Origin of the sequence: Dyella marensis, assembly GCF_049532885.1 — a bacterium.
GTDB classification, from domain to species: Bacteria; Pseudomonadota; Gammaproteobacteria; order Xanthomonadales; family Rhodanobacteraceae; genus Dyella_D; species Dyella_D marensis.
This window is the reverse complement of sequence record NZ_CP064029.1, coordinates 425,571-446,429: the sequence shown is the minus strand read 5'-3', so window position 1 is coordinate 446,429 and position 20,859 is coordinate 425,571. Positions and strand designations below refer to the sequence as shown.

Here is a 20,859-nt window from a genome sequence, read left to right as displayed (position 1 = left end):
CGGTGCGGCGACGGAGGCTGGGCGGACTACCGCCGGCTTCTTTACCACAGGATGCGTGGGGTGCGCCTGGGCCGGATTGCCCATAAATAAAATGGCGGCAATCACTTCACGTGATTACCGCCATTTCTTTTGTTACCAAGGGGACGGGTGCCATTATTCCACCTTAACCAGCCTCGCCTCTTTGATGCGCAGCACTAGCAAGCAAGTCGCCGTAGCGGAACCAGCTCAGCATCCAGCCCTTCGCAATCCCGCTGGCTGCACCCGTACCAACGGGAGCCATCGGCCCTCCACTCTCCGCCCATGTTGTCATTCCCGAAGCTGCAGTTGTCGAATACGCATTCGACCAACCGACAGCCAGCGAACGAACCTCCGTGGAAGGCGCAATGCTTGAACGTAACGCCGACCAAGGTCGCCACGTTGAACATGCATAGATAGAAATCGCATTGTTCAAAGGTGCAGTCGATAAAGGAAGCATCGTTATGCAAGCCTTCGCCACGGATCCCGCGAAAGGTGCAGAAGACGAAGGCCTGGTCTTCCCAGGGAATCTCTTCTGGTGCGCAGTTCTCAAAGACTTCATTCTCGATTGGCATAAGGCCTTGTCCCTGATGCGCGGGATCCGTTCGTCGAAGCGGATGGCGAATGATTCGTTGAGAATTCTCCCCGAAGCATACGTTCGCGGAGTGGATATCCATCGACTTGAGCCGAGGCACTAGAGCTAAAGGTCAATGGTGCCACCCCGTTTTCCTCTGCTCGCGACACTCGGATTAGACCTAAATGCAGTTGGCAAAGTACGCATCCATGCAGCTTTTGGGGCATCGCGGTTGCGATACGGGCACCGGACTACAGACAACCCCAGGTTGCTTTGCTAGTTTTCTTCGCGTTGCCCGCGCTGTTGTTGAAGACGCGTCGCGGGCAACCATGGCAGCAATGTCGTGAGAGCGCGGGCCAAGGGTGCGTCAACACCCCTGACCCGCTAACCATCACCAACGCTTGGAGTTGATCATGGCTACCCCAGATCATACGGCACACGGCCGCCCGCCGATCCCCTCGGCGGCATCCTCACCACCCACTCGGGCTGTCCGACGACCACGCGGACACGGTTGAAGCACCGCGGTTTAAGAGTTTTCGCAGGAAAGATTCCGAGCCGTCCTACCCGGCGCGTCGCCTTGCGCGACGGCGAAAGCTTCTGACACCGCCACACATTTCATCCATCAAGCCGCCCGGCGCCCATCCTGTGGGCCTCCGGTGACCCCTCGAGTCCGTACGGTCGCGGCACGCCGAGCTTTCAGCGGCGTGCCGTTCTCGGACGAGGGCCGCGGCATCCAGCAAGGAGTTGCTTATGGACACTGTTTTCGGCGAACCCCGGATCGTGCGCCACGCCATCTACTACACCGCCCCGGAGGCGGGGCCGGATGCGTTGTTGAATGACGCCACGGAGTGGTTGCAGTACGCGTGCAGCTCAGTCCGATTGTTGGCGGAGCTGGTGCGAGAAGGCGGCGAGGTCGATGCGGACCGACTGCCGGTGATGTTGGAGGGGATTGGGGTGTTTATCGATATGGGGATGCGGTGCGCGGCGCAGGCGCATTTGAGGATGCAGTGGGGGCAGGTGCGGGAAGAGGTGGAGTCCGAAGGCGCGGAGCCATGATTGTCTCCAATTAACTACTCCTGCCCTCCTGGCAATTTTTGCTCCCCAATGTGTGCACACGCGGGGCGCGGCGCAGGCGCATCTGCGGATGCAGTGGCAGCAGGTGCAAGCGAAGGTCTAACTGCCGGTGAGCCCTGACTGATGTTCTTGCTCGTCATTCCGGCGTAGGCCGGAATCCAGTAGCGGTATGGTTTGATCGAAGCGATCCGTGTGCGCTATTGCGGCTGAGACGTTGCGTCTTTGCGACAGCGCGATCATCGGGCATTTCCGTCACTGGATTCCGGCCTACGCCGGAATGACGATAGGGCGTAACGACTGAATTCGTCACTTGCAAGAGGTAAGTGGCCCCGCAGCGAGAGCTCGACTGCAATGTGCAATGATCCTGTCGCGATATTTTACGACAAGCATTCACCGAAGCTTGATGCGCTACCGTCTTAATCTTCACCATTGCAGGGGGAAAGCCGAAAGGAGTTCGACGATGAAATTGTATGTAATGTCAGGATTGGTATCCGCGTTGCTGGTGTTTGCGCCTTATGTGCTCGCTACGGAGGGTGCGCAGGTAGCCTCCGTAAGTCAGCCGAGCTCAGAACAAAGCGGCTCCTTGGAGCTGGCTGCTGCTCCCATCAAGTCGCCACGCGATCTTGAGCTTCACCTCAAGAGCCATCCAGGCGATTCCCCTTTAATGGTGATGCCACCGCTCAATAGGCGGTTGTTCCTGGACAGCCTTCGGTTCAATGAGAAGGGAGTGACAACGCTCCGGTATGACGTCCTGGAATCGCTGACTCCCACGGAGGCGTACCAGATCCTGAGTCTGTTCGGCATGCAGGGATTGACGCCGCAGTTGAATCTTCGGGGCAGCTCGCCGCTCGATAAGAAGGTCATGTCCATCACCCCCTCTCTCTTGCCTTTGAAGGATTACTACTGCGAAGGCAAAGGTACGTGCAGGCAGGGAAGCAACGTCGCTTGTGGCGATGCTTGTTAAGCCCATCTGGCCTTATAAGGAGATTTCCCGATGAAGCAGTTGACCTTGCTCGTCCTTTCCCTCGGCATCACCGTCACCTCTTTCGCTGCAAATGCCTCCGACCAGAGCGACTCCCAAGCACTCGCCAGTGCACGGGCCAAGATGGACGTCGAGCTGGCGCTGGCCCCCGTTAAGACGGCCAACGATCTGACCAACTATATGGCCGCTCACCGGGACGGGAGCGCCTTCGATCAGCTCTCGCCTCTCAATAAAGAGCTGTTTCTCCGGTCCCTGACATTCGACAACCATGGACTCTCCAGCTTTAACTACGCAGCATTGAGTGGACTCAAGCCTGCTCAGGTGTATCAGGTCCTCGGCATATTCGGCATGCAGAGCATGACGACTGATACTCTGCAAAGGAACGGTGTGCGTACGAATGCCACTGGCATCACGCCGCTGCTCGAGCCCCTGAAGGGCTACCGCTGCGCGGGTGGCCATACCTGCATGACGGACGACACGGCCGCGTGCACCAGCAATTGTTGAACGATGAAAGGGGGCGTATCCCGCCCCCTTTCTTAGATGGGTCGGAGAGGAATCTGCATGTTGGCTCGGCTGCTGTTTTTCTTTGTAGTAACCGCAAGCGTTCTCTTTTCAGTTTCGGTGCGAGCAGGCGACGACGAGCTCACCAGCTGGGAGAAGGCTTATCTGGAGCTCGAAAAGGTATCGCGCGATAACGCCGGGTCCGAGGACAGAACCCATCTGATCTCCGCTAGCTACGCCAAGCTGTTCAAGAGCGTGGCGTCGACGGACTTGGCCAAGGTAACATCTCGGGACCTCCACGCCATGTTCATGGCAGCGGCATCCGTGGATTTCTACGAGACCACGGATGCGCATCTTTCGGATCTTCGCCGGGTCATCGCGGCGCTGGAAGATCGTCACGATGCATCCGCCGGCGAAGTCGAGAAATTCTACGCCGCCCTGTTCCAAGGCCGGAAATTCGATGAAATGGCAACGTTCTATGCCAGGCATCAGGACGCGGGCTTGGCAAAGCCCATCGCCTATCGTGGCGCGCCGGTCGGTGACGTGCGCCACGCAGTACTAAAGGTGGACCCCATCGGCAATGAAGTATCCGGAAGCCAAGTCGACCTCGACAAAGGAGCCCGCATCCTCGTGGTGGCTCATCCACTTTGCCATTTCACGCAGAACGCCACGGCGACCATCGAATCCGATGCCACCTTGGCGAAGGCTTTTGGATCAGCGTCTATATGGGTAGCACCGGCTGACCGTGGCGTCGACCTCGCCCCTTTCCAGGACTGGAACAAAAAGCACGTCGGCACACCGATGACTATCGCCTACGCTGCCGACGATTGGCCTGAGGTTCGCATCTGGCAGACACCCACCTTTATCTTTCTCAAGGATGGGAAAGTGACAGGAGAAGTCATTGGCTGGCCGAAGGAAGGGAATTCTGAAGCACTGCGACGGGAGATGTTGAAGCTTGGCTTGCTTCAAGCGCATTGAAGATGCATGACTCACGCTGGCGCGTAAGCGCCAGGAAGCTTATCGGCAAAGCCTACGTGATCGAGTCCATCCAACTACTTTCGTCCCCCTTGGCCAGTAATCAGGCTGGCAAGGCTGTCAAAGTCAGCCACCAGACCCGAGATAGTTACGTTGCGGCCATTGCGAAGCGAAATCTCAAGCTGAGCGCTTCGACTCCCATCGATTCGCTTTGCTTCAACGATGTCGGATATGGAGAACTCGCGTTTGAAGTAACTGCCCACGGACACGCGGCCACCTTCGATCGTCACGCGATACTTCAGAAAGTAGGCGCCAACGCTTGCTGCAAACAGCGCGAACAGCCAGAGGAAGCTCGCGAACTTCAGGAAGTCCATGTTTCCAGCGGCGCCGGGCAAGAAAGGCGCGCCGACGAAGAGAAGTCCGATACCGAACATCAGGTAAGCGAGCGCCAGGGGAAATTTGTAGACGAGGCGACCGTCAACCACTTGGTGACGAGTTCGAGATCCCAGCGCGGCGACCGCTGCGAGGACAACGCCTACTACAACAGGTGTCAATGGGGCAAGGTTCATCACTGTTGAATGTCCAAAATGAGGGTTCGTCTCTTCAATTTAGATAAGTTGGCAACTCAGCGAGGTCAGGTGGCAGAGAACGGAACCGAGATCAGAGCGAGTCCACTTTCGGCTCGAATCGATTCGGAAAACCCCAAACGCACAGCCGAGCACCAAGCCATACGCCAACCCCGGCCGAGAGTGGCAGTTCCCAAAGCCACCGGACTTTGGCGTCGAATACTCCCAGTACGAAATAGCCAACGCCAGCCGCCATCATGCACAGCCCGCCGACGTAGAACGTTTGAAGCGGCTCATTGAACCTCAGGGAGGTTGCATACAGCGTTGGGCGCATCCATCGCGCCTCGCTCCAAGGATTCATGGCTCGCATATCCCGCAGAGAAATACCGGCCGAACGGAAGTTTCGCCAGTTTTTGAGGATTAGTTTTGTAACTATCATTTTAAGCCTCTAATTTAATTAGCGCAGGAATATAAAAAACAAAAAGGCAGCATCGCTGCTGCCTTTTTGTTATAGCGCCAGCGCATAGACTTATCCGCACTTAGAATACCCACAATTCAAACAAGTCTGACACCCATCCATCAACACCAGCGCCTTCGTATTGCACTTGGCGCACAACGTAGCCCCCGGCGGGAACCCGTTGCTCGACTCACCCGCAGCCGCCTCAGCTTCAACGCTCGGCGCCGCCTGGCTCACCTCAGTGTTTTTTTTTGCGCCCGCCTCATAGGCCGCGCGCTTCTCGGCAATCAGACGCTTGGTCGACTCGTCCATCTCCGGGTCGTGGATCAACCCGATGGTCTTCATATGCTGCTCGATCACCGCGCCGATCTCGGCCACGATGCTGGGCATATAGATGCCGCCAGGCTTGAAGTAGCCGCCGCGGGGGTCGAACACCGCCTTCATCTCTTCCACCAGGAAGGTGACGTCGCCGCCCTTGCGGAACACGGCGGAGATGATGCGGGTGAGCGCGACGATCCACTGGAAGTGGTCCATGTTCTTCGAGTTGATGAAGATCTCGAAGGGGCGGCGCTGCTCGTGGGGCGTGCCGGCGTTGAGCACGATGTCGTTTACGGTGACGTAAAGCGCGTGCTCGAACAGCGGCGACTTGATCTTGTAGGTGGAGCCGACCAGCGTCTCGGGACGCTCCAGGCTCTCGTGCATCTGGATGACTTCCGCCTTGGGCGCCTCCTTGGGCGCGGCGGGAACGGCTACTGCGGCGGGCGCGGCCTTGTCCTCGGGCTTGACGACGTTATAGCCCTTGATCTTCTTTTCGATCTTGATCGCCATAGGGATGCTTCTTTTTTCTGATGTTGGCGGGAGGAGCGGCGCTGCACGGCCACAGGCCGGAAACGCACCGGCCCGGCACAAAGGCCGGGCCGGCACGTATTACGGCTTACTTCTTCTTGCGGGCGACCTTCTTGGCCGGCTTGCGCGCGGTCTTGACGGCGGCCTTCTTGCTGGCAGTGGACCTCTTGACCGCCTTCTTGGCGGTCTTCTTCACGGCGGCCTTCTTGGCCGTCTTCTTCACGGCCTTCTTGGCCGTCTTCTTGCTGCTGACCTTCTTTGCAGCCTTGCGGGCCGTCTTCTTCACGGCCTTCTTGGCGGTCTTCTTGGCGCCGGCCTTCTTGGTCGCCTTCTTCGCGACCTTCTTGGCGGCGGCCTTCTTCACCGCCTTCTTGGCGGTCTTCTTGGCGCCCGCTTTCTTCACCGCCTTCTTGGCGGCTTTCTTGGCGGTCTTCTTGGCAGCGGCCTTCTTCACTGCCTTCTTGGCGGCCTTCTTGGCCGGAGCGGCCTTCTTGGCAACCTTTTTAGCAGCCTTCTTGCGCGCCTTCTTGGGGGCGGCAGGGGCTTCGGCAGCAGCCGGGGCTTCCGGCATGGCCGGCGTGGCGATCGAATCGAAATCGGTATCAATGGACATCTGGGTTTCCCCTCCGACGTGAGTTCAGTACTTGGCGTGGGCCTGCGTGTATCAAGGCTTCAAAACAGCTTTCCGGACACAGGCCGACGGTTGCATGGCAACCGCCGGCCTGTGCTCAAAACTTGCCGTAATAGCCTTCCTTCAAGGCATCAAATAGGTTTGCGGCGGTGTGCAGCTCCCCGTCGTATTCCACTTCTTCGTTGCCTTTCAGTTCGATAACGCTACCGTCTTCCAATTCGAAGCGGTAGAGGGTGCTCTCAAGATCGGCTTCCTTCACCAGCACGCCCTGGAACGCGGCGGGGTTGAAACGGAAGGTCGTGCAGCCCTTGAGGCCCTGTTTATAGGCGTAGAAGTAGATGTCCTTGAAATCTTCGTACGGATAGTCCGTGGGCACGTTCGCGGTCTTGGAGATCGAGGAATCGATCCATTTCTGCGAGGCGGCCTGGATATCCACGTGCTCTTTGGGCGTGATGTCGTCGGCGGAGACGAAGTAATCCGGCAGCTTGGACTGCGGATCGTCGCTGAACGGCATGGCAGCGGCATTGATGAGGCCGCGGTAGGCGAGCAGCTCGTAGCTGTACACCTCGACCTTTTCCTTGGTCTTGCGGCCTTCGCGGATCACGTTGCGCGAATAGTGGTGGGCGAAGCTCGGTTCGATGCCGTTGCTGGCGTTGTTGGCCAGCGACAGCGAGATGGTGCCGGTGGGCGCGATCGAGCTGTGGTGGGTGAAGCGGGCGCCGACTTCGGCGAGCTCAGCCACCAGGTTCGGCGCCACCGAGGCCACGCGCTGCATGTAGCGGCTGTACTTGGCGTGCAGCACGCGGCCGGGGATGGCGTCGCCCACCTTCCAGCCGTCGGCGGCCATTTCCGGGCGCTTGCGCAGCATGTCGCCGGTGACGGTGAACTCCTGCGCCAGGATCGGGGCCGGGCCCTTTTCCTTGGCCAGGTCCAGCGCCACTTCCCAGCCGGCCACGGCCATCTCGCGCGAGACGTCCTCGGTGAAGGCCACCGCGTCGGCGTTGCCGTAGCGCATCTTCAGCATGGTGATGGTGCTGCCCAGACCCAAAAAGCCCATGCCGTGGCGGCGCTTGGACAGGATCTCGTTGCGCTGCTGCTGCAGCGGCAGGCCGTTGATCTCGACCACGTTGTCGAGCATGCGGGTGAACACCTTCACCACTTCGCGGTATTCGTCCCAGTCGAAGCGGGCCTTGGGGCCGAAGGGGTCGCGCACGAAGGTGGTGAGGTTGATCGAGCCCAGCAGGCAGGAGCCGTACGGCGGCAGGGGCTGCTCGCCGCAGGGATTGGTGGCGCGGATGTGCTCGCACCACCAGTTGTTGTTCATCTCGTTGACCTTGTCGATCAGGATGAACCCCGGCTCGGCGTAGTCGTACGTCGAGACCATGATCATGTCCCACAGATGGCGGGCGCGGATGTGGCCGTAGATCTTGCAGGCGACCAGGCCGTCCTCGCGGGACACGTAGTTCTGGTGGGTGGGCCACTCGCGCCACACCACCTTGGCCGGGTCGGTCAGGTCGATCTCGTCCTGCTCCTTCACGTGCACCGGGAAGACCATCGGCCAGTCCTGGTCGTGCTCCACCGCCTGCATGAAGCCGTCGGTGATCAGCAGGCTCAGGTTGAACTGGCGCAGGCGGCCGTCCTCGCGCTTGGCGCGGATGAATTCCTTGACGTCCGGATGGCTCACGTCGAACGTGCCCATCTGCGCGCCGCGGCGGCCGCCGGCGGACGACACCGTGAAGCACATCTTGTCGTAGATATCCATGAAGGACAGCGGGCCGCTGGTGTAGGCGCCGGCGCCCGACACGTAGGCGCCGCGCGGGCGCAGCGTGCTGAACTCGTAGCCGATGCCGCAGCCGGCCTTCAGGGTGAGACCCGCTTCGTGCACCTTCTCCAGGATGTCGTCCATGGAGTCGGTGATGGTGCCCGACACGGTGCAGTTGATGGTGGAGGTGGCGGGCTTGTGCTCCAGCGCGCCGGCGTTGGAGGTGATGCGGCCGGCGGGAATGGCACCGCGGCGCAGCGCCCACAGGAAGCGCTCGAACCAGTGCTGGCGCAGCTCCGGCGTGGCTTCCACTTCGGACAGCGCGCGCGCGACGCGCTGGTAGGTTTCGTCGACGCTGCCGTCGACCGGATCGCCCGACTTGGCTTTCAGGCGGTATTTCTTGTCCCAGATATCGTAGGACGCTGGCTGCAGCGGAATCATGGCGACGCCGTCTCGATTGATTTCCGCACCCACAGCTGGTGCACGCACAGTGCTCATCGGCTTCCTGACCTCCCGGTTTGGCCTCACGGCCCCGTTGTTTTTTCTTAGTCTGGTTTGGACCGTCCGCGCGTACGTCGCTGTGTGCGAGGCCGTGCCTGGCGTCCCCCTGCCGACTCTGCGACAACTCCCCCTAGAGCTGTCACTTTGGCACCAGCATTAGTTGGAGCGCCGGCGCCTATACACAAGATGTTGTGGTGCGAACGGAGGTGCAAGTTACCCCTGGGATCGTCCGATGTCAAAGATTTTTGCGCGCGATCACGTTCGGAACTGTCAGCGTTGAGTTACGTCGAAGTGAGCGGCTTTCCGACGCGCGTGTCGGTGCTTAGCTGATGTGCGCGACAGGTATTTCGGAGGGCTCGGTAGGGCTTGTCTGAAGCCGCTGTCGTCCCGACAAAGTGGCCGTGCCGCGCGTCTTAAGATGCCGGCCGGCCGATCGACCAGAACCGCCGCGTCCCTCGCCGGATGCGCTCACTCGAAAGGGAGTCGTTTTCCATGTCGCACCGCCGTATCCGTCCGCTCGCCGCCCTGTTCGCCGCCGTGCTCGGCCTGGCCGCGCCGCTGGCCAGCCAGGCTTCCCTGCCCGCTACCGTCGACGGCCAGCCGCTGCCCTCGCTGGCGCCGATGCTGGAGAAGGTGACGCCGGCGGTGGTGAACATCTCCACCAAGACGCGCGTGCAGGTGCGCGATCCGTTCTTCGACGACCCGGTGTTCCGCCAGTTCTTCGGCGTGCCCGGCACGCAGCGCGAGCGGGTGGCGCAGAGCCTGGGTTCGGGGGTGATCGTGGATGCGGCCAAGGGCTACATCCTCACCAACAATCACGTGGTGGGCGGCGCGGACGACATCACGGTAAGCCTGCAGGACGGCCGCGACTTCAAGGGCAAGCTGATCGGCACCGACCCGGACACCGACGTGGCGGTGGTGCAGATCCAGGCCACCGGATTGCAGGCGCTGCCCATTGCCGATTCCTCGAAGCTGCGCGTAGGCGATTTCGTGGTGGCGGTAGGCGATCCCTTCGGGCTCAGCCAGTCGGTAACGTCGGGCATCGTGTCGGCGCTGGGGCGTTCGGGCTTAGGGGGAACCGGCTACCAGAACTTCATCCAGACCGATGCCTCGATCAACCCCGGCAACTCCGGCGGCGCGCTGGTGAACCTGCGCGGCGAGCTGGTGGGCATCAACACCATGATTTTCTCGCCCTCCGGCGGCAACGTGGGCATCGGCTTCGCCATTCCCACCAATCTCGGCCGCGACGTGATGGAGCAGCTGATCGCGCACGGCAAGGTGAGCCGCGGCAACCTCGGCATCGAGACCCAGGACATTACCCCGCGCATCGCCCAGGTGCTGGGCCTGAAGAACGCCAGCGGCGCGGTGGTGACGCGGGTGAGCGCGGGCTCCGCCGCGGACGGCGCCGACATCGAGACCGGCGACGTGATCACCGCCATCGACGGCAAGCCGCTGCGCAACTCGCAGGAACTGCGCAACGCCGAGGGCCTGCTGCCGGTGGGCAGCACGGTGAAGCTGACGGTGCAGCGCAATGGCGCCAACCGCGAAGTGACCGCGAAGCTGACGCCGGAGAAGCTGGCGACGGTGGATGGGGCGGCGCTGGATCCGCGCCTGGCCGGGGTGACGTTCAGCGATCTGCCGCAGAGCCTGCGCAGCCAGGGCGTGGCTGGCGTGGCGGTGCAGAGTGTGAAGCCGGGGAGCCGGGCGGCGCTGGCCGGGCTGGGTGTGAGCGACGTGGTGATCGGCGTGGGGAATGCGCGGATTCCGAACCTGGCGACGTTGAAGCGGCTGGCCGGGGTGAAGCCGCGTCAATTGGTGCTGGTGGTGTCGGGGGATGAGGGTGTGCGGTACGTCGATGTGCGTTGATGCGACGCGCTCCAGAACATCGCGGCTTTAGCCCCTCTCCCACCGGGAGAGGGGTTGGGGTGAGGGTACGGGCGGAGTAGCAAGAGTGATGTACACCGCTCCGGCCGGACCCTCATCCGGCTGCCGCCACCTTCTCCCGGTGGGAGAAGGATTCAGGTGTGAGAACTGAGGGGTTCTCGCGAACGCTTTCACACTTCCGATGTTCTCCCGGGTGAACACGTGACGCCCGTCGCATCACCCCCTGATATCCACCCCTCCCGTCAGCCCCCATTTCATTTTCTTGCCCCACGATGGCAGGCGAGGGAGTTTCCGGGCGTTTTTTCTGACCCCGAGCGCATTGATTCGCTTGATTGTTCTCAAGCAGCCGGATGAAATACCGCAGCTTTGTCCGACGCATGCGCGCCATGACGGCAGTACGCGGTCCCATCTCCAGTCGAACCCCGGGGTTTCCCATACCTATGTCTTTCCGTCTCGCACGCATCCTTTCCGTCGCGCTGCTCAGCGTTGCCGCCGCTTCCGCGGCGCAGGCCGCGCCCAAAGCCAAGACTTCCAAGAAGCCCGCCCAGCCGGCCGCTCCCACGCTGGTCTGGCGCGGCGACCAGGCGACGGCGCGCGGCCTGGTTACCGACGTGGCCAAGGCCTACGAAAAAGCCGGCAAGGGCAAGATCGAGGTGCAGCCGTTCAACACGGTCTCGGGCCTGGATGCGGTGGCCAAGGGCACCGCCGATTTCGCCGGTTCCGCGCGCGGTCCGGACGGTACGGCCGAGAGCAGCCTGGTGTTCACGCCGGTGGCGTGGGATGCGCTGGTGATGATCACCTACCCGTCCAACCCGGTGAACAGCCTGACCCTGAGCCAGGTGCACGACATCTACTACGGCAAGATCACCAACTGGAAGGACGTCGGCGGCAACGATCAGGAGATCGACCTGTACGCCGTGGCCAGCCCCGGCGACGGCGTGGAATACAGCCTGCGCAAGCTGCTGTTCGGCCGCGGCAACCAGCCGGTGGCGGCGCCGCGCCTGTACGTGAACACCATGAAGCTGGAAGAGGCGGTGACGCTGGATCCGAAGGCGCTGGGCGTGACCACGCTGGCCGGCGTCAGCGGCAACCGCAAGGTGAAGACGATCAACATCAACGGCACCCCGCCGAGCCCGGCCACGGTGAAGGACGGCAGCTATCCGCTGTTCATCCCGGTCTACCTGATCACCAGCGACAACAGCCCGAAGGTGGCGCAGCTGAAGGTGTTCATGGACTTCCTGGGCACCGACGCCGCACGCGACGTGGCCCGCAAGCACGACCTGGTGCCGTACGACGAGGCGCCGGCGCTGGCCGAGCTGGACGTGTCGCGCCGCGCCAAGATCCTGGCCGAAGTGGGCGCCCGCCCGGTGTCGAACGAGCCGGCCGCGACGCCGACGCCGGTGGCCGCGCCCGGCGCGATGTACGCCTCGCGCGTGGCGACCTCGCCGACCTCCGAGCTGACCCAGCAGTCCAAGCAGGACCTGCAGGCGCGCAACGACGCCAGCGCCGAGAAGAAGGCCGAAGCCGTGGCCGCCGCCACCGGCGACAAGACCTACATCGTGGCCAAGGGCGACACGCTGTCGTTGATCGCCAAGAAGAATTCGGTGACCGTCGCCGACCTGCGCAGCTGGAACGATCTGAAGAACGACAACGTGAAGATCGGCCAGGTGCTGAAGCTGGGCCTCTGACGCGCACCGTGCGCATCCGGGCCCTCACGCTCGACCTCGACGACACGCTCTGGCCGGTACTCCCCGCGCTGGAGCGTGCCGACCAGGAGCTGGACGCCTACCTGCGCCAGCATTACCCCGACGTAGCGCGCGCCTGGCCCATTCCGGCCATGCGCGCCCTGCGTGCCCAGGTGGCGCAGGAACACCTGGAACTCGCCCACGACTTCACCGCCCAGCGCCACATCACCATGCAGCGCGCCTTCACCGCGTGCGGCATCGCGGAAGCGCCACTGGACGTGCTGTGGGACATCTACTTCACCGCCCGCAACAGCGTGGAGCTCTACGCCGACAGCCTGCCGGCCCTGCAACGCATCACCGCCACCTTCCCCGTCGCCAGCCTCACCAATGGCAATGCGGACCTCGACATGATCGGGATCCGCGCGCATTTCGCGCATCACATCTGTGCGCGGGATACCGGGATTGCGAAGCCCGATCCGCGGATTTTTTCCGCAGCCGCGGAACGTTTAGGGGTGGCGCCTGAGGAAATCCTGCATGTCGGGGACGATCCGGTGCTGGATGTGGCCGGGGCGCGCGAGGCCGGGTTGCGCACGGCTTGGATCAATCGTGAGCGCGTGGCGTGGCCGGAGGCGCTTGGGGCGCCACCGGAGTTGGATCTGGCCGATATGACGGCGCTGGCGGATTGGTTGGAGATACAGAGCGCTGCGAAGTGAAGCTCTTCTCCCCTCCGGGGAGTACGCGGGGAGCGCACAGGGATGTGCGCGGCTTTGAGGAGCGAGGAAGATGCCGGCAGGCAGATGAGGGAGCGCTCTAGCGACGACTCTTCAACGAAGCGAAGAAAAGCTCTTGGCTTTCTCGACCCTCAGCTCATTGCTCCGCCCGGCCCCTCACCCCGACCCTCTCCCCGGAGGGGAGAGGGGGATGTCGATTAACGCGAAAATCGAGCAAAGAGCACGCGGCGCAGCCGCGGCGTTCCGCTTGCGCGCTTTTGCTCTTGATCTCCCGGGTCCCCTTGGCGCCGGCGGTGAGGGCTGGACGAAAAGGCCCCGCAGGGGGCGGGGACACGATGTCCCCGCCTTTTTGATCAGGGCAAGGATGCCCTGTCAAAAAGCCCGGCCAGCCCTCACGGACCCGTAGGTGGCGTAGCCACCGGAGGGCGCCAAGCAGGGTGCCCTCTCTTTTTGGTTACTTTTTCTCTGGGCACGCAGAGAAAAAGTAACTCGCCCCGCGGCAGCGGGGCGAAACCCTCGCCAAAGGCGAGACCCACAAACCTCACCACGACAACCAAGCCATACAGTGGCTGGATTCCGGCCTACGCCGGAATGACGGCTAGGAAGTGGCGACGCAGTCGCCCAACCACCCAAAAGCGCGCATCATTGCGCGCCACGCCAAGCAAGCCGCGCCCCCGCGCGGCGATGGAGTCCCATGTCCCTGATCGAACGCAAACCCGGCGACCGCCAAACCATCGCCCTCGAAACCACCGACACGACCCACCTCGCCGCCAGCAAAAAACGCCTCAGCGCCGCCCAGCGCAAATGGCTGGAACAAACCGGCTTCGAAGCCGCCCCCGGCAGCATCGCCCTGCTCCCTGACGTCAACGGCAAGCTGCAGCGCGTGCTCGCCGGCGTCGACGCAGGCGATGCGCTCAACGCCATCGCCCACCTGCCGAAAACGCTGCCCGAAGGCAGCTACCACCTTGCCGACGAAGGCGTACTCGCCGACCCCGCACAGGCCGCCCTCGGCTGGGCCCTCGGCGCCTACGAATTCACCCGCTACCGCAAGGCCAGGCGCGCACCGGCCACCCTGGCCGTCAAGGCCGCCGAGCTGAAGACGCTGGCCCCGCTGGTCGACGCCACCGCGCAGGTGCGCGACCTGGTCAACACGCCCACCGAGGACATGGGCCCGAAGCAGCTCGCCGAAGCGGTGAACCAGCTCGGCAAGGCCTACAAGGCCAAGGTGCGCGAGTGGGTCGGCGACGAGCTGCTCAAGGCCAACTTTCCCACCATCCACGCCGTGGGCCGCGCCAGCCATCGCGCGCCGCGCCTGATCGAACTGACTTGGGGCAAGAGCGGCGATCCGCTGCTGTCCGTGGTCGGCAAGGGCGTGTGCTTCGACACCGGCGGCCTGGATCTGAAAGCCGCCGACGGCATGCGCTGGATGAAGAAGGACATGGGCGGCGCCGCGCACGCGATCGCGCTGGCGCGCCTGATCATGGACGCGAAGCTGCCGCTGCGCCTGCAGCTGCTGATCCCGGCGGTGGAGAACGCGGTGAGCGGCAATGCGCTGCGTCCGGGCGAGGTGGTGATCACCCGCGCCGGCCTCAGCGTGGAGATCGACAACACCGACGCCGAGGGCCGCCTGGTGCTGTGCGACGCGCTGACCTATGCGGGCGAGCAGCAGCCGGACCTGATCGTGGATTTCGCCACGCTCACCGGCGCCGCGCGCGTGGCGCTGGGGCCGGACCTGCCGGCGCTGTTCGCCAACCGCGACGAGCTGGCCGAGCAGGCGCTGGCCGCCGGCCAGGCCGTGCAGGACCCGCTGTGGCGCCTGCCGCTGTGGCGTCCGTACCGCAAGATGCTCGACTCCTACCTCGCCGACTTCGCCAACAGCGGCGCCTCGCGCCACGCGGGCGCGATCACCGCGGCGCTGTACCTGGAGCGCTTCGTCGCCGACACCACGCCGTGGCTGCACCTGGACACGTATGCATGGAACGATGGCGACCGCCCGGGCCGTCCGCGCGGCGGCGAGGCGATGGGCCTGCGCGCGCTGTTCGCGCTGCTGCAGAAGCGCTACGCGCGGGCGTAGCCCGCAGGTTGGAGTGAGCCGCAGGCGAACTCCAACGTTGCGCATCGGCAGGCGGCGGTATGCGTTGGGGTTCGCTGCGCTCACCCCAACCTACACCGGAAGCCGTGGACATCGCGGCCCAATTCGTGGGCGATGTCGGCCAGCACGCGCTGCAGGCGCAGCAGCACGTCGTCGCTGCGGAAGCGGCGCAGGCGGTAGCCCTTGCCTTCGAGGGTGCGGGTGCGCGCGCAGTGGTAGCACGGCGCGGCCTGCACGCGACCGTCGTCGATCTCGACGATCAGCCGCGCCGGCACGCAGACCATGTCGACCAGATAACCGGCGATCAGATGGTGGCGGCGGAAGCGGTAGCGGACGGTGTCCTCGCCCTGCAGCGCCAGCCACAGGCGGCGCTCGGCGTGGACGCATTGCTGGCGTTGCTGGTCGGCCTGGCGGCGGAGGTGGTGCATGGGGCGTTCCTGGCGATCGGGGGAAGCACAGTGGGCGCCTGCGCCCCCTGCCCCGGCCATCGGGCGTCGCCGCGCCGCACGGTCGGTTCGCGCCACGGCCGCAAGGCAGGTTCCAGCGACATCGTGTAGGCCGGCGCCAGTGCCGGCCGGCATGACCTTCGGCGATGTTGCCTAGGACACTTCACTGCCATGCTTAGTACTTCACTCACCGGGAGCCTCCCCATGCCGACCCTTCGCCCCCGCCTGCTCGCCCTGGGCCTGGCCGCCCTGCTGGGCACCCCCGCCGCCTTCGCCGCCGACACGCCGGAAAAGCTGCCCGAGCAGCCGCCGCTCAGCGCGCAGACGCAGCGTTCCGGCGGCGAAATGCCGGCCGAGCAGCAGCGGCTGAACTTCGATCACGCCGAGCTGCACTTCGCGGTGGACATCCCCAAGGAGACGCTGGACGCCACGGCGCGGCTCACCTTCAGCGCGCGCGCAGCGACCGACGTGCTGCTGCTGGACCTGGATCCGGAGCTGAAGATCAGCGGCATCGCACTGGACGGCAAGGCCTTGCCGACCAGCGCCTGGAGCAACCCTGACGGCCGCCTGCGGATTTCCCTGACCAAGCCGCTGGCCAAGGGCGGCAAGACCACGGTGGATATCCGCTACGGCGGCAAGCCGCACGTGGCCAAGCGCGCGCCCTGGGACGGCGGCTTCGTATGGGCCAAGACCGAGGACGGCCAGCCGTGGATCGCCACCGCGGTGGAAGGCGAAGGCTGCGACATGTTCTGGCCGTGCATCGACCATCCGATGGGCAAGCCCGACCTGGTCGACACCTATGTCACCGTGCCCAAGTCGCTGGCCGCGCCGGGCAACGGCGTGCTGGTGGACATCAAGGATGCGGGCGCGAATCACACCTACCATTGGCGCGCCAAGCATCCGACCACCTATGCGATCTCGCTCAATATCGGCCCGTTCGACGTGCTGAAGGGCGACTACAAGAGCCATTACGGCAACACCATCCCGATGCAGATGTGGTACCTGCGCGGCCACGAGGCGCAGGCGAAGCAGCTGTTCGGCGAGTTTCCGCGCATGCTCGACTTCTTCGAGGAGCAGATCGGCCCCTACCCGTTCGGCGACGAGAAGATGGGCGTGGTGGAAACGCCGCATCTGGGCATGGAGCACCAGACCATCAATGCCTACGGCAACGGCTACCCGCGCAGCGAGTTCGGCTTCGACTGGCTGCTGCAGCACGAGTTCTCGCATGAGTGGTTCGGCAACCAGGTGACCAATGTCGACTGGGACGACATGTGGATCCACGAGGGTTTCGGCACGTATATGCAGCCGCTGTACGGCCAGTATCTGTACGGCGACATGCCCTACTTCTCGATGCTGCAGACCGAGCGCACGGCGGTGAAGAACGTGCACCCGATCGTGGCCGGCCGCCATCAGTTCGAGCACGAGGTGTACGACGCCGACACCGGTCCGGCCAACGACATCTACTACAAGGGCTCGCTGATGCTGCACACGCTGCGGCAGACGATCGGCGACAAGGCCTTCTTCGAGACGGTGCGCCGGCTGGTATACGGCCGCCCGGATCCCAAGCCCGGCAATTTCGCACCGCACTATGCGACGACGCGCGATTACATCGATATCGTCAAGCAGGTGACCGGGAAGGATATGGGCTGGTTCTTCGATGTGTACCTGTACGAATCCGCATTGCCGGCGCTGGAAGTGAAGCGCGAGGGCGACACGGTGTCGCTGCACTGGAAGGTGCCGCACGACAAGCCGTTCCCGATGCCGGTAGAGGTGCAGGTGGGCGACGCCATGCAGACGCTGCCGATGGCGGATGGCAACGGTTCGCTGAAGGCGCCGGCCGGCGCGCTGGTGGTGGTGGACCCGCGCAGCAAGGTGCTGCGCGACCTGCCGCACGTCGACGCGTACCGGCAGTGGAAGAAGGAAGAGATGGAGAAGCAGGCTAAGGCGAAGAAGGGGTAATCGCCCGCCCTGCTTTTGCCCCCTCTCCCCTCCGGGGAGAGGGTTGGGGTGAGGGGCCGGTCGGAGCGAAGCACTGAGGGCTACCGCTACCTGAAAGCTCTACCTCGCTTCGCCCGAACCCGGCCGCAAGCCCCGCCCCCTCACCCCGGCCCTCTCCCCGGAGGGGAGAGGGAGGTGGAAGGCTCCGCCGAAGAACCAAACAACCGCCGCAACGTACGAAACACCACCCGCACCCCCCGCACGATCTTCGGCAACAACCACACCATCAACACCACGAACAAGCCCAGCACCACCAGCAGCGCCAGCGGGTGCTGCCACATCAGGTAGAACATGCCGGCCCAGGTGAGGTCTTCGCTCACGCTGGCGCCCCAGTTGCTGAAAGGCTCCGGCGAGGTGTTGATCAGCGCGCGCGTGCCGGACTTGGCCAGATGCGTGCTCGACACCAGCGCACCGCCGAGCAGCGCCGCGGCAGCCTGCATCGCCGGCGACGCGTCCTTGAACACTCCCCACGCCAGCAGCGTCCCGGCGGGGATGCGGATAAAGGTGTGGATCGCATCCCACGCGCTGTCGAACGCGGGAATCTTGTCGGCGAGGAATTCGCCGAGCATCAGCACGCCGGAGACGATCAGCACCCAATTGTCGCCGAGCATCTCCAGCCCCGGCGGCAGGTGCACCACGCCGAAACGGCCGAGCAGGCCGGCCAGGAAGACGGTGGCGTAGAGGCGCACGCCGCTGGCCCAGGCCAGGCCGCCGGCGAGCGCGACGTTCGATAGCGTGTCCATGGCGGGCCTCCGCGGGTGCGTCGGCGCTTATGTAGCACAGGCGTAGGTTGGGGTTCGCCTGCGGCTCACCCCAACCTACGCCGGGTGGTGCATGGGGCATAAAAAAAGCGGCGCTTTCGCGCCGCCTTTTGTACTTCTCTGCCGAGGCTCAGTGCGAACCGGGTGCCGCATTCGTCTCCGGCGTGGCCGCCGCGGTGGCGCTCGGCGAGAACTTGCCGCCGTACGGCAGCACCTCGGCCGCCAGCTTGGCGTCGCCCTTGATCAGGCCCACGGCGTCGAACAGGATGTGCGCCGTTTCGTCCAGCTGCGGGTCGGCGGCCTTCTTGGCGTCGTCTTCCTGCTTGAGCTGGGACTTCAGGCTGCGCTCGTTCGGGTTGAGGCCGTCGTCCAGGCCGTCGCGGTCGTCGTTGAAGCTGTTGCCGTCGATGGCCTTGTGGCGGGCGCGGAAGTCGGCCTGGATGCCTTCCTGTTCCTTGCGCTCGGCCTGGCGCTGGGCGAGGTTGAGCGAGATGGTGGTCTTGTCGCGCATCTTCCGGTACTGCGCCAGCTCGTCGAGCATCAGCTTCCAGCCCGGCGCCTTGGCCGCGCGCGCATCGTGCTTGGCCTGCAGCTGGCCCAGGTAGGCCTTCAGGTCGGCCACCGGCTTGTAGTCCGGCGCGGGCGCGATCTGCGTCCACTGCAGGGCGTTGTCGTAGGTGGATTCGCCGAAGTCCTTCTCGTCGCCGCTCTTGGGGAAGCCGATGTCCGGCGTCACGCCCTTGAGCTGGGTGGAGCCGCCGTTGATGCGGAAGAACTCGGCGATGGTCATCTTCAGCTCGCCCAGCTGCGGCTTTTCCTTGGTGCGGCTGGCGAAGCGGTCGAGGTCGACCAGGTTCTGCACGGTGCCCTTGCCGAAGGTGGGCTGGCCGATGATCAGGCCGCGGCCGTAGTCCTGGATGGCGGCGGCGAAGATTTCCGAAGCCGAGGCCGAGCCGCGGTTGACCAGCACCGCCATCGGGCCGCTCCAGGCCATGCCCGGATCGTCGTCGCCCTGCACGTCCACCTGGCCGCGCGCATCGCGCACCTGCACCACCGGGCCCTTGTCGATGAACAGGCCGGTGAGCTCGTTCGCCTCGGTAAGCGAACCGCCGCCGTTGTTGCGCAGGTCCATGATCACGCCTTCCACGCCGGCCTGCTTCAGCTCGCCGAGCAGCTTGGACACGTCGCGGGTGGCGCTCTTGAAGTTCTTGTCGCCTTCGCGGCGCGCGCCGAAGTCGGAATAGAAGGTGGGCAGGTCGATCACGCCGATCTTGCGGCTGACGTTGCCGTCCTTGATCTCGATGATCTTCTTCTTGGCGGCCTGTTCTTCGATGCTGACCTTCTGGCGCACCAGCGAGATCACCTCGTGCTTGCCGTCCACGCCCACGTCGGCGGGCAGGATCTCCAGCCGCACGGTGGTGTCCTTCTTGCCGCGGATCAGCTTGACCACGTCGTCGTTGCGCCAGCCGATCACGTCGACGATGGCGCCGTCGGCGCCCTGGCCCACGCCGACGATGCGGTCGCCCGCATGCACCTTGCCGGACTTGGCGGCCGGGCCGGCCGGCACCACTTCGCTGACCACCACGTATTCGTCGCGCACGCCCAGCACCGCGCCGATGCCTTCCAGCGACAGCTTCATGGAGATGTCGAAGTTTTCCGCCGCGCGCGGGCCGAGGTAGTCGGTGTGCGGGTCGGTGGATTCGGCATAGGCGTTCATGAACGACTGGAACGCGTCCTCGCCGTCCAGCTGGCGCACGCGCTCGATGTAGTTGGCGTAGCGCTTGTCCAGGGTCTTGCGGATCTCGTCGTCGCTCTTGCCGGCCAGCTTCAGGCGCAGCCAGTCGTTGGTGGTGCGCTCGCGCCACAGGGTGTCGAGCTCGGCCTGGTCCTTGGGCCAGTCGGCCTTCTTGCGGTCGTAGGCGTAGGTCTCGTTGGTGTCGAGCTTGAAGCCCTTCTTGAGCAGCTCGCGCGCGTAGCTCATGCGGTCGACGGCGCGCTGCACGTAGAGGTTGAACACCGAGAACGGGCCGGAGAGGTCCTGGTTCCAGATAGCGTCGTCGAACTGCGTCTTCAGCGGCGCGAACTTGGCCATGTCGGCCTGGGTGAAGAACACCTTCTCACCATCCAACGCGTCGAAGTAGGCCTTGAAGATCTTGGCCGACATGGCGTCGTCGAGCGGCTGCGCGTCGTAGTGGAAACGCGTGAGGAAGCGCGCGGAAAGCTGCGCCGCCTGGGCCTGGGTGAGCGTGGCCTTCAGCGGCAGCGACGAGGCCTTGCGGCCGGTGGTGCCGCCGGTGAGGTCCGCGGCCGACTGCGCTTGCGCGCCGCCGACGGTGAAGGCGAGCAGCAATGCGAGCGAGACGGTACGCAGTTTCATG

The 20,859-nt window shown here is 64.1% G+C and carries 17 protein-coding genes; 9 read left to right on the top strand and 8 right to left on the bottom strand.

Features of this window, described 5'->3' with window-relative positions:
- Positions 1-194 precede the first annotated feature (194 nt).
- Positions 195-590, bottom strand: coding sequence for a pentapeptide repeat-containing protein (locus ISN75_RS01890; protein WP_343821772.1), 396 nt, complete (start codon positions 588-590; stop codon positions 195-197).
- A gap of 749 nt (positions 591-1,339) precedes the next feature.
- On the opposite strand from ISN75_RS01890, the gene ISN75_RS01885 reads away from it, so the two are divergent.
- The 4 genes from ISN75_RS01885 (at position 1,340) to ISN75_RS01870 (ending at position 4,124) form a co-directional block, all read left to right on the top strand.
- Positions 1,340-1,645: a hypothetical protein gene (locus tag ISN75_RS01885; RefSeq protein WP_343821774.1), complete on the top strand. Its 306-nt coding sequence runs from the start codon at positions 1,340-1,342 to the stop codon at positions 1,643-1,645.
- A 478-nt stretch (positions 1,646-2,123) separates the two neighbouring features.
- Positions 2,124-2,627: a hypothetical protein gene (locus ISN75_RS01880; protein WP_343821777.1), complete on the top strand. Its 504-nt coding sequence runs from the start codon at positions 2,124-2,126 to the stop codon at positions 2,625-2,627.
- Between the two features lie 30 nt (positions 2,628-2,657).
- Positions 2,658-3,149, top strand: coding sequence for a hypothetical protein (locus ISN75_RS01875; RefSeq protein WP_343821779.1), 492 nt, complete (start codon positions 2,658-2,660; stop codon positions 3,147-3,149).
- Positions 3,150-3,206: 57 nt separating this feature from the next.
- Positions 3,207-4,124 carry a hypothetical protein gene (locus ISN75_RS01870; protein WP_343821782.1) on the top strand — a complete coding sequence of 306 codons (918 nt, stop codon included), beginning with the start codon at positions 3,207-3,209 and terminating at the stop codon, positions 4,122-4,124.
- A 74-nt stretch (positions 4,125-4,198) separates the two neighbouring features.
- Here ISN75_RS01870 and ISN75_RS01865 read toward each other — a convergent pair whose 3' ends face one another.
- The 4 genes from ISN75_RS01865 to ISN75_RS01850 all read right to left on the bottom strand — a co-directional run bounded on the left by ISN75_RS01865 (position 4,199) and on the right by ISN75_RS01850 (position 8,881).
- Positions 4,199-4,690 (bottom strand): hypothetical protein, encoded by a 492-nt coding sequence (locus tag ISN75_RS01865; RefSeq protein ID WP_343821785.1) that lies wholly within the window; start codon positions 4,688-4,690, stop codon positions 4,199-4,201.
- Between the two features lie 526 nt (positions 4,691-5,216).
- Entirely contained in the window at positions 5,217-5,972 is a 756-nt protein-coding gene (locus ISN75_RS01860) for an NrdJb (RefSeq protein ID WP_343821786.1), read from the bottom strand.
- Positions 5,973-6,078: 106 nt separating this feature from the next.
- A complete protein-coding gene (locus tag ISN75_RS01855; RefSeq protein ID WP_168649621.1) occupies positions 6,079-6,561 on the bottom strand; it encodes a histidine biosynthesis protein HisIE in 483 nt (160 codons plus the stop codon).
- A 157-nt stretch (positions 6,562-6,718) separates the two neighbouring features.
- Entirely contained in the window at positions 6,719-8,881 is a 2,163-nt protein-coding gene (locus ISN75_RS01850) for an adenosylcobalamin-dependent ribonucleoside-diphosphate reductase (RefSeq protein ID WP_167258531.1), read from the bottom strand.
- A 495-nt stretch (positions 8,882-9,376) separates the two neighbouring features.
- Between ISN75_RS01850 and ISN75_RS01845 the strand changes: the two genes are divergently transcribed.
- The 4 genes from ISN75_RS01845 to ISN75_RS01830 all read left to right on the top strand — a co-directional run bounded on the left by ISN75_RS01845 (position 9,377) and on the right by ISN75_RS01830 (position 15,258).
- Positions 9,377-10,750, top strand: coding sequence for a Do family serine endopeptidase (locus ISN75_RS01845; RefSeq protein WP_167258529.1), 1,374 nt, complete (start codon positions 9,377-9,379; stop codon positions 10,748-10,750).
- A 458-nt stretch (positions 10,751-11,208) separates the two neighbouring features.
- Positions 11,209-12,456 carry a LysM peptidoglycan-binding domain-containing protein gene (locus ISN75_RS01840; protein WP_167258527.1) on the top strand — a complete coding sequence of 416 codons (1,248 nt, stop codon included), beginning with the start codon at positions 11,209-11,211 and terminating at the stop codon, positions 12,454-12,456.
- 8 nt (positions 12,457-12,464) lie between these two features.
- The gene (locus ISN75_RS01835) at positions 12,465-13,166 is read left to right on the top strand and encodes an HAD family hydrolase (RefSeq protein ID WP_343821788.1); all 702 of its coding nucleotides are present in this window, start codon (positions 12,465-12,467) and stop codon (positions 13,164-13,166) included.
- Positions 13,167-13,878: 712 nt separating this feature from the next.
- Positions 13,879-15,258, top strand: coding sequence for a leucyl aminopeptidase family protein (locus ISN75_RS01830; RefSeq protein WP_343821789.1), 1,380 nt, complete (start codon positions 13,879-13,881; stop codon positions 15,256-15,258).
- Positions 15,259-15,338: 80 nt separating this feature from the next.
- Here ISN75_RS01830 and ISN75_RS01825 read toward each other — a convergent pair whose 3' ends face one another.
- Positions 15,339-15,704 carry an endonuclease domain-containing protein gene (locus tag ISN75_RS01825; protein ID WP_343821790.1) on the bottom strand — a complete coding sequence of 122 codons (366 nt, stop codon included), beginning with the start codon at positions 15,702-15,704 and terminating at the stop codon, positions 15,339-15,341.
- A 222-nt stretch (positions 15,705-15,926) separates the two neighbouring features.
- On the opposite strand from ISN75_RS01825, the gene ISN75_RS01820 reads away from it, so the two are divergent.
- Entirely contained in the window at positions 15,927-17,681 is a 1,755-nt protein-coding gene (locus tag ISN75_RS01820) for a M1 family metallopeptidase (RefSeq protein ID WP_343821793.1), read from the top strand.
- 140 nt (positions 17,682-17,821) lie between these two features.
- Here ISN75_RS01820 and ISN75_RS01815 read toward each other — a convergent pair whose 3' ends face one another.
- A complete protein-coding gene (locus ISN75_RS01815; protein ID WP_168649626.1) occupies positions 17,822-18,463 on the bottom strand; it encodes a DUF4126 domain-containing protein in 642 nt (213 codons plus the stop codon).
- A gap of 148 nt (positions 18,464-18,611) precedes the next feature.
- The gene (locus ISN75_RS01810) at positions 18,612-20,858 is read right to left on the bottom strand and encodes a carboxy terminal-processing peptidase (protein WP_167258515.1); all 2,247 of its coding nucleotides are present in this window, start codon (positions 20,856-20,858) and stop codon (positions 18,612-18,614) included.
- Position 20,859: the final 1 nt, after the last annotated feature.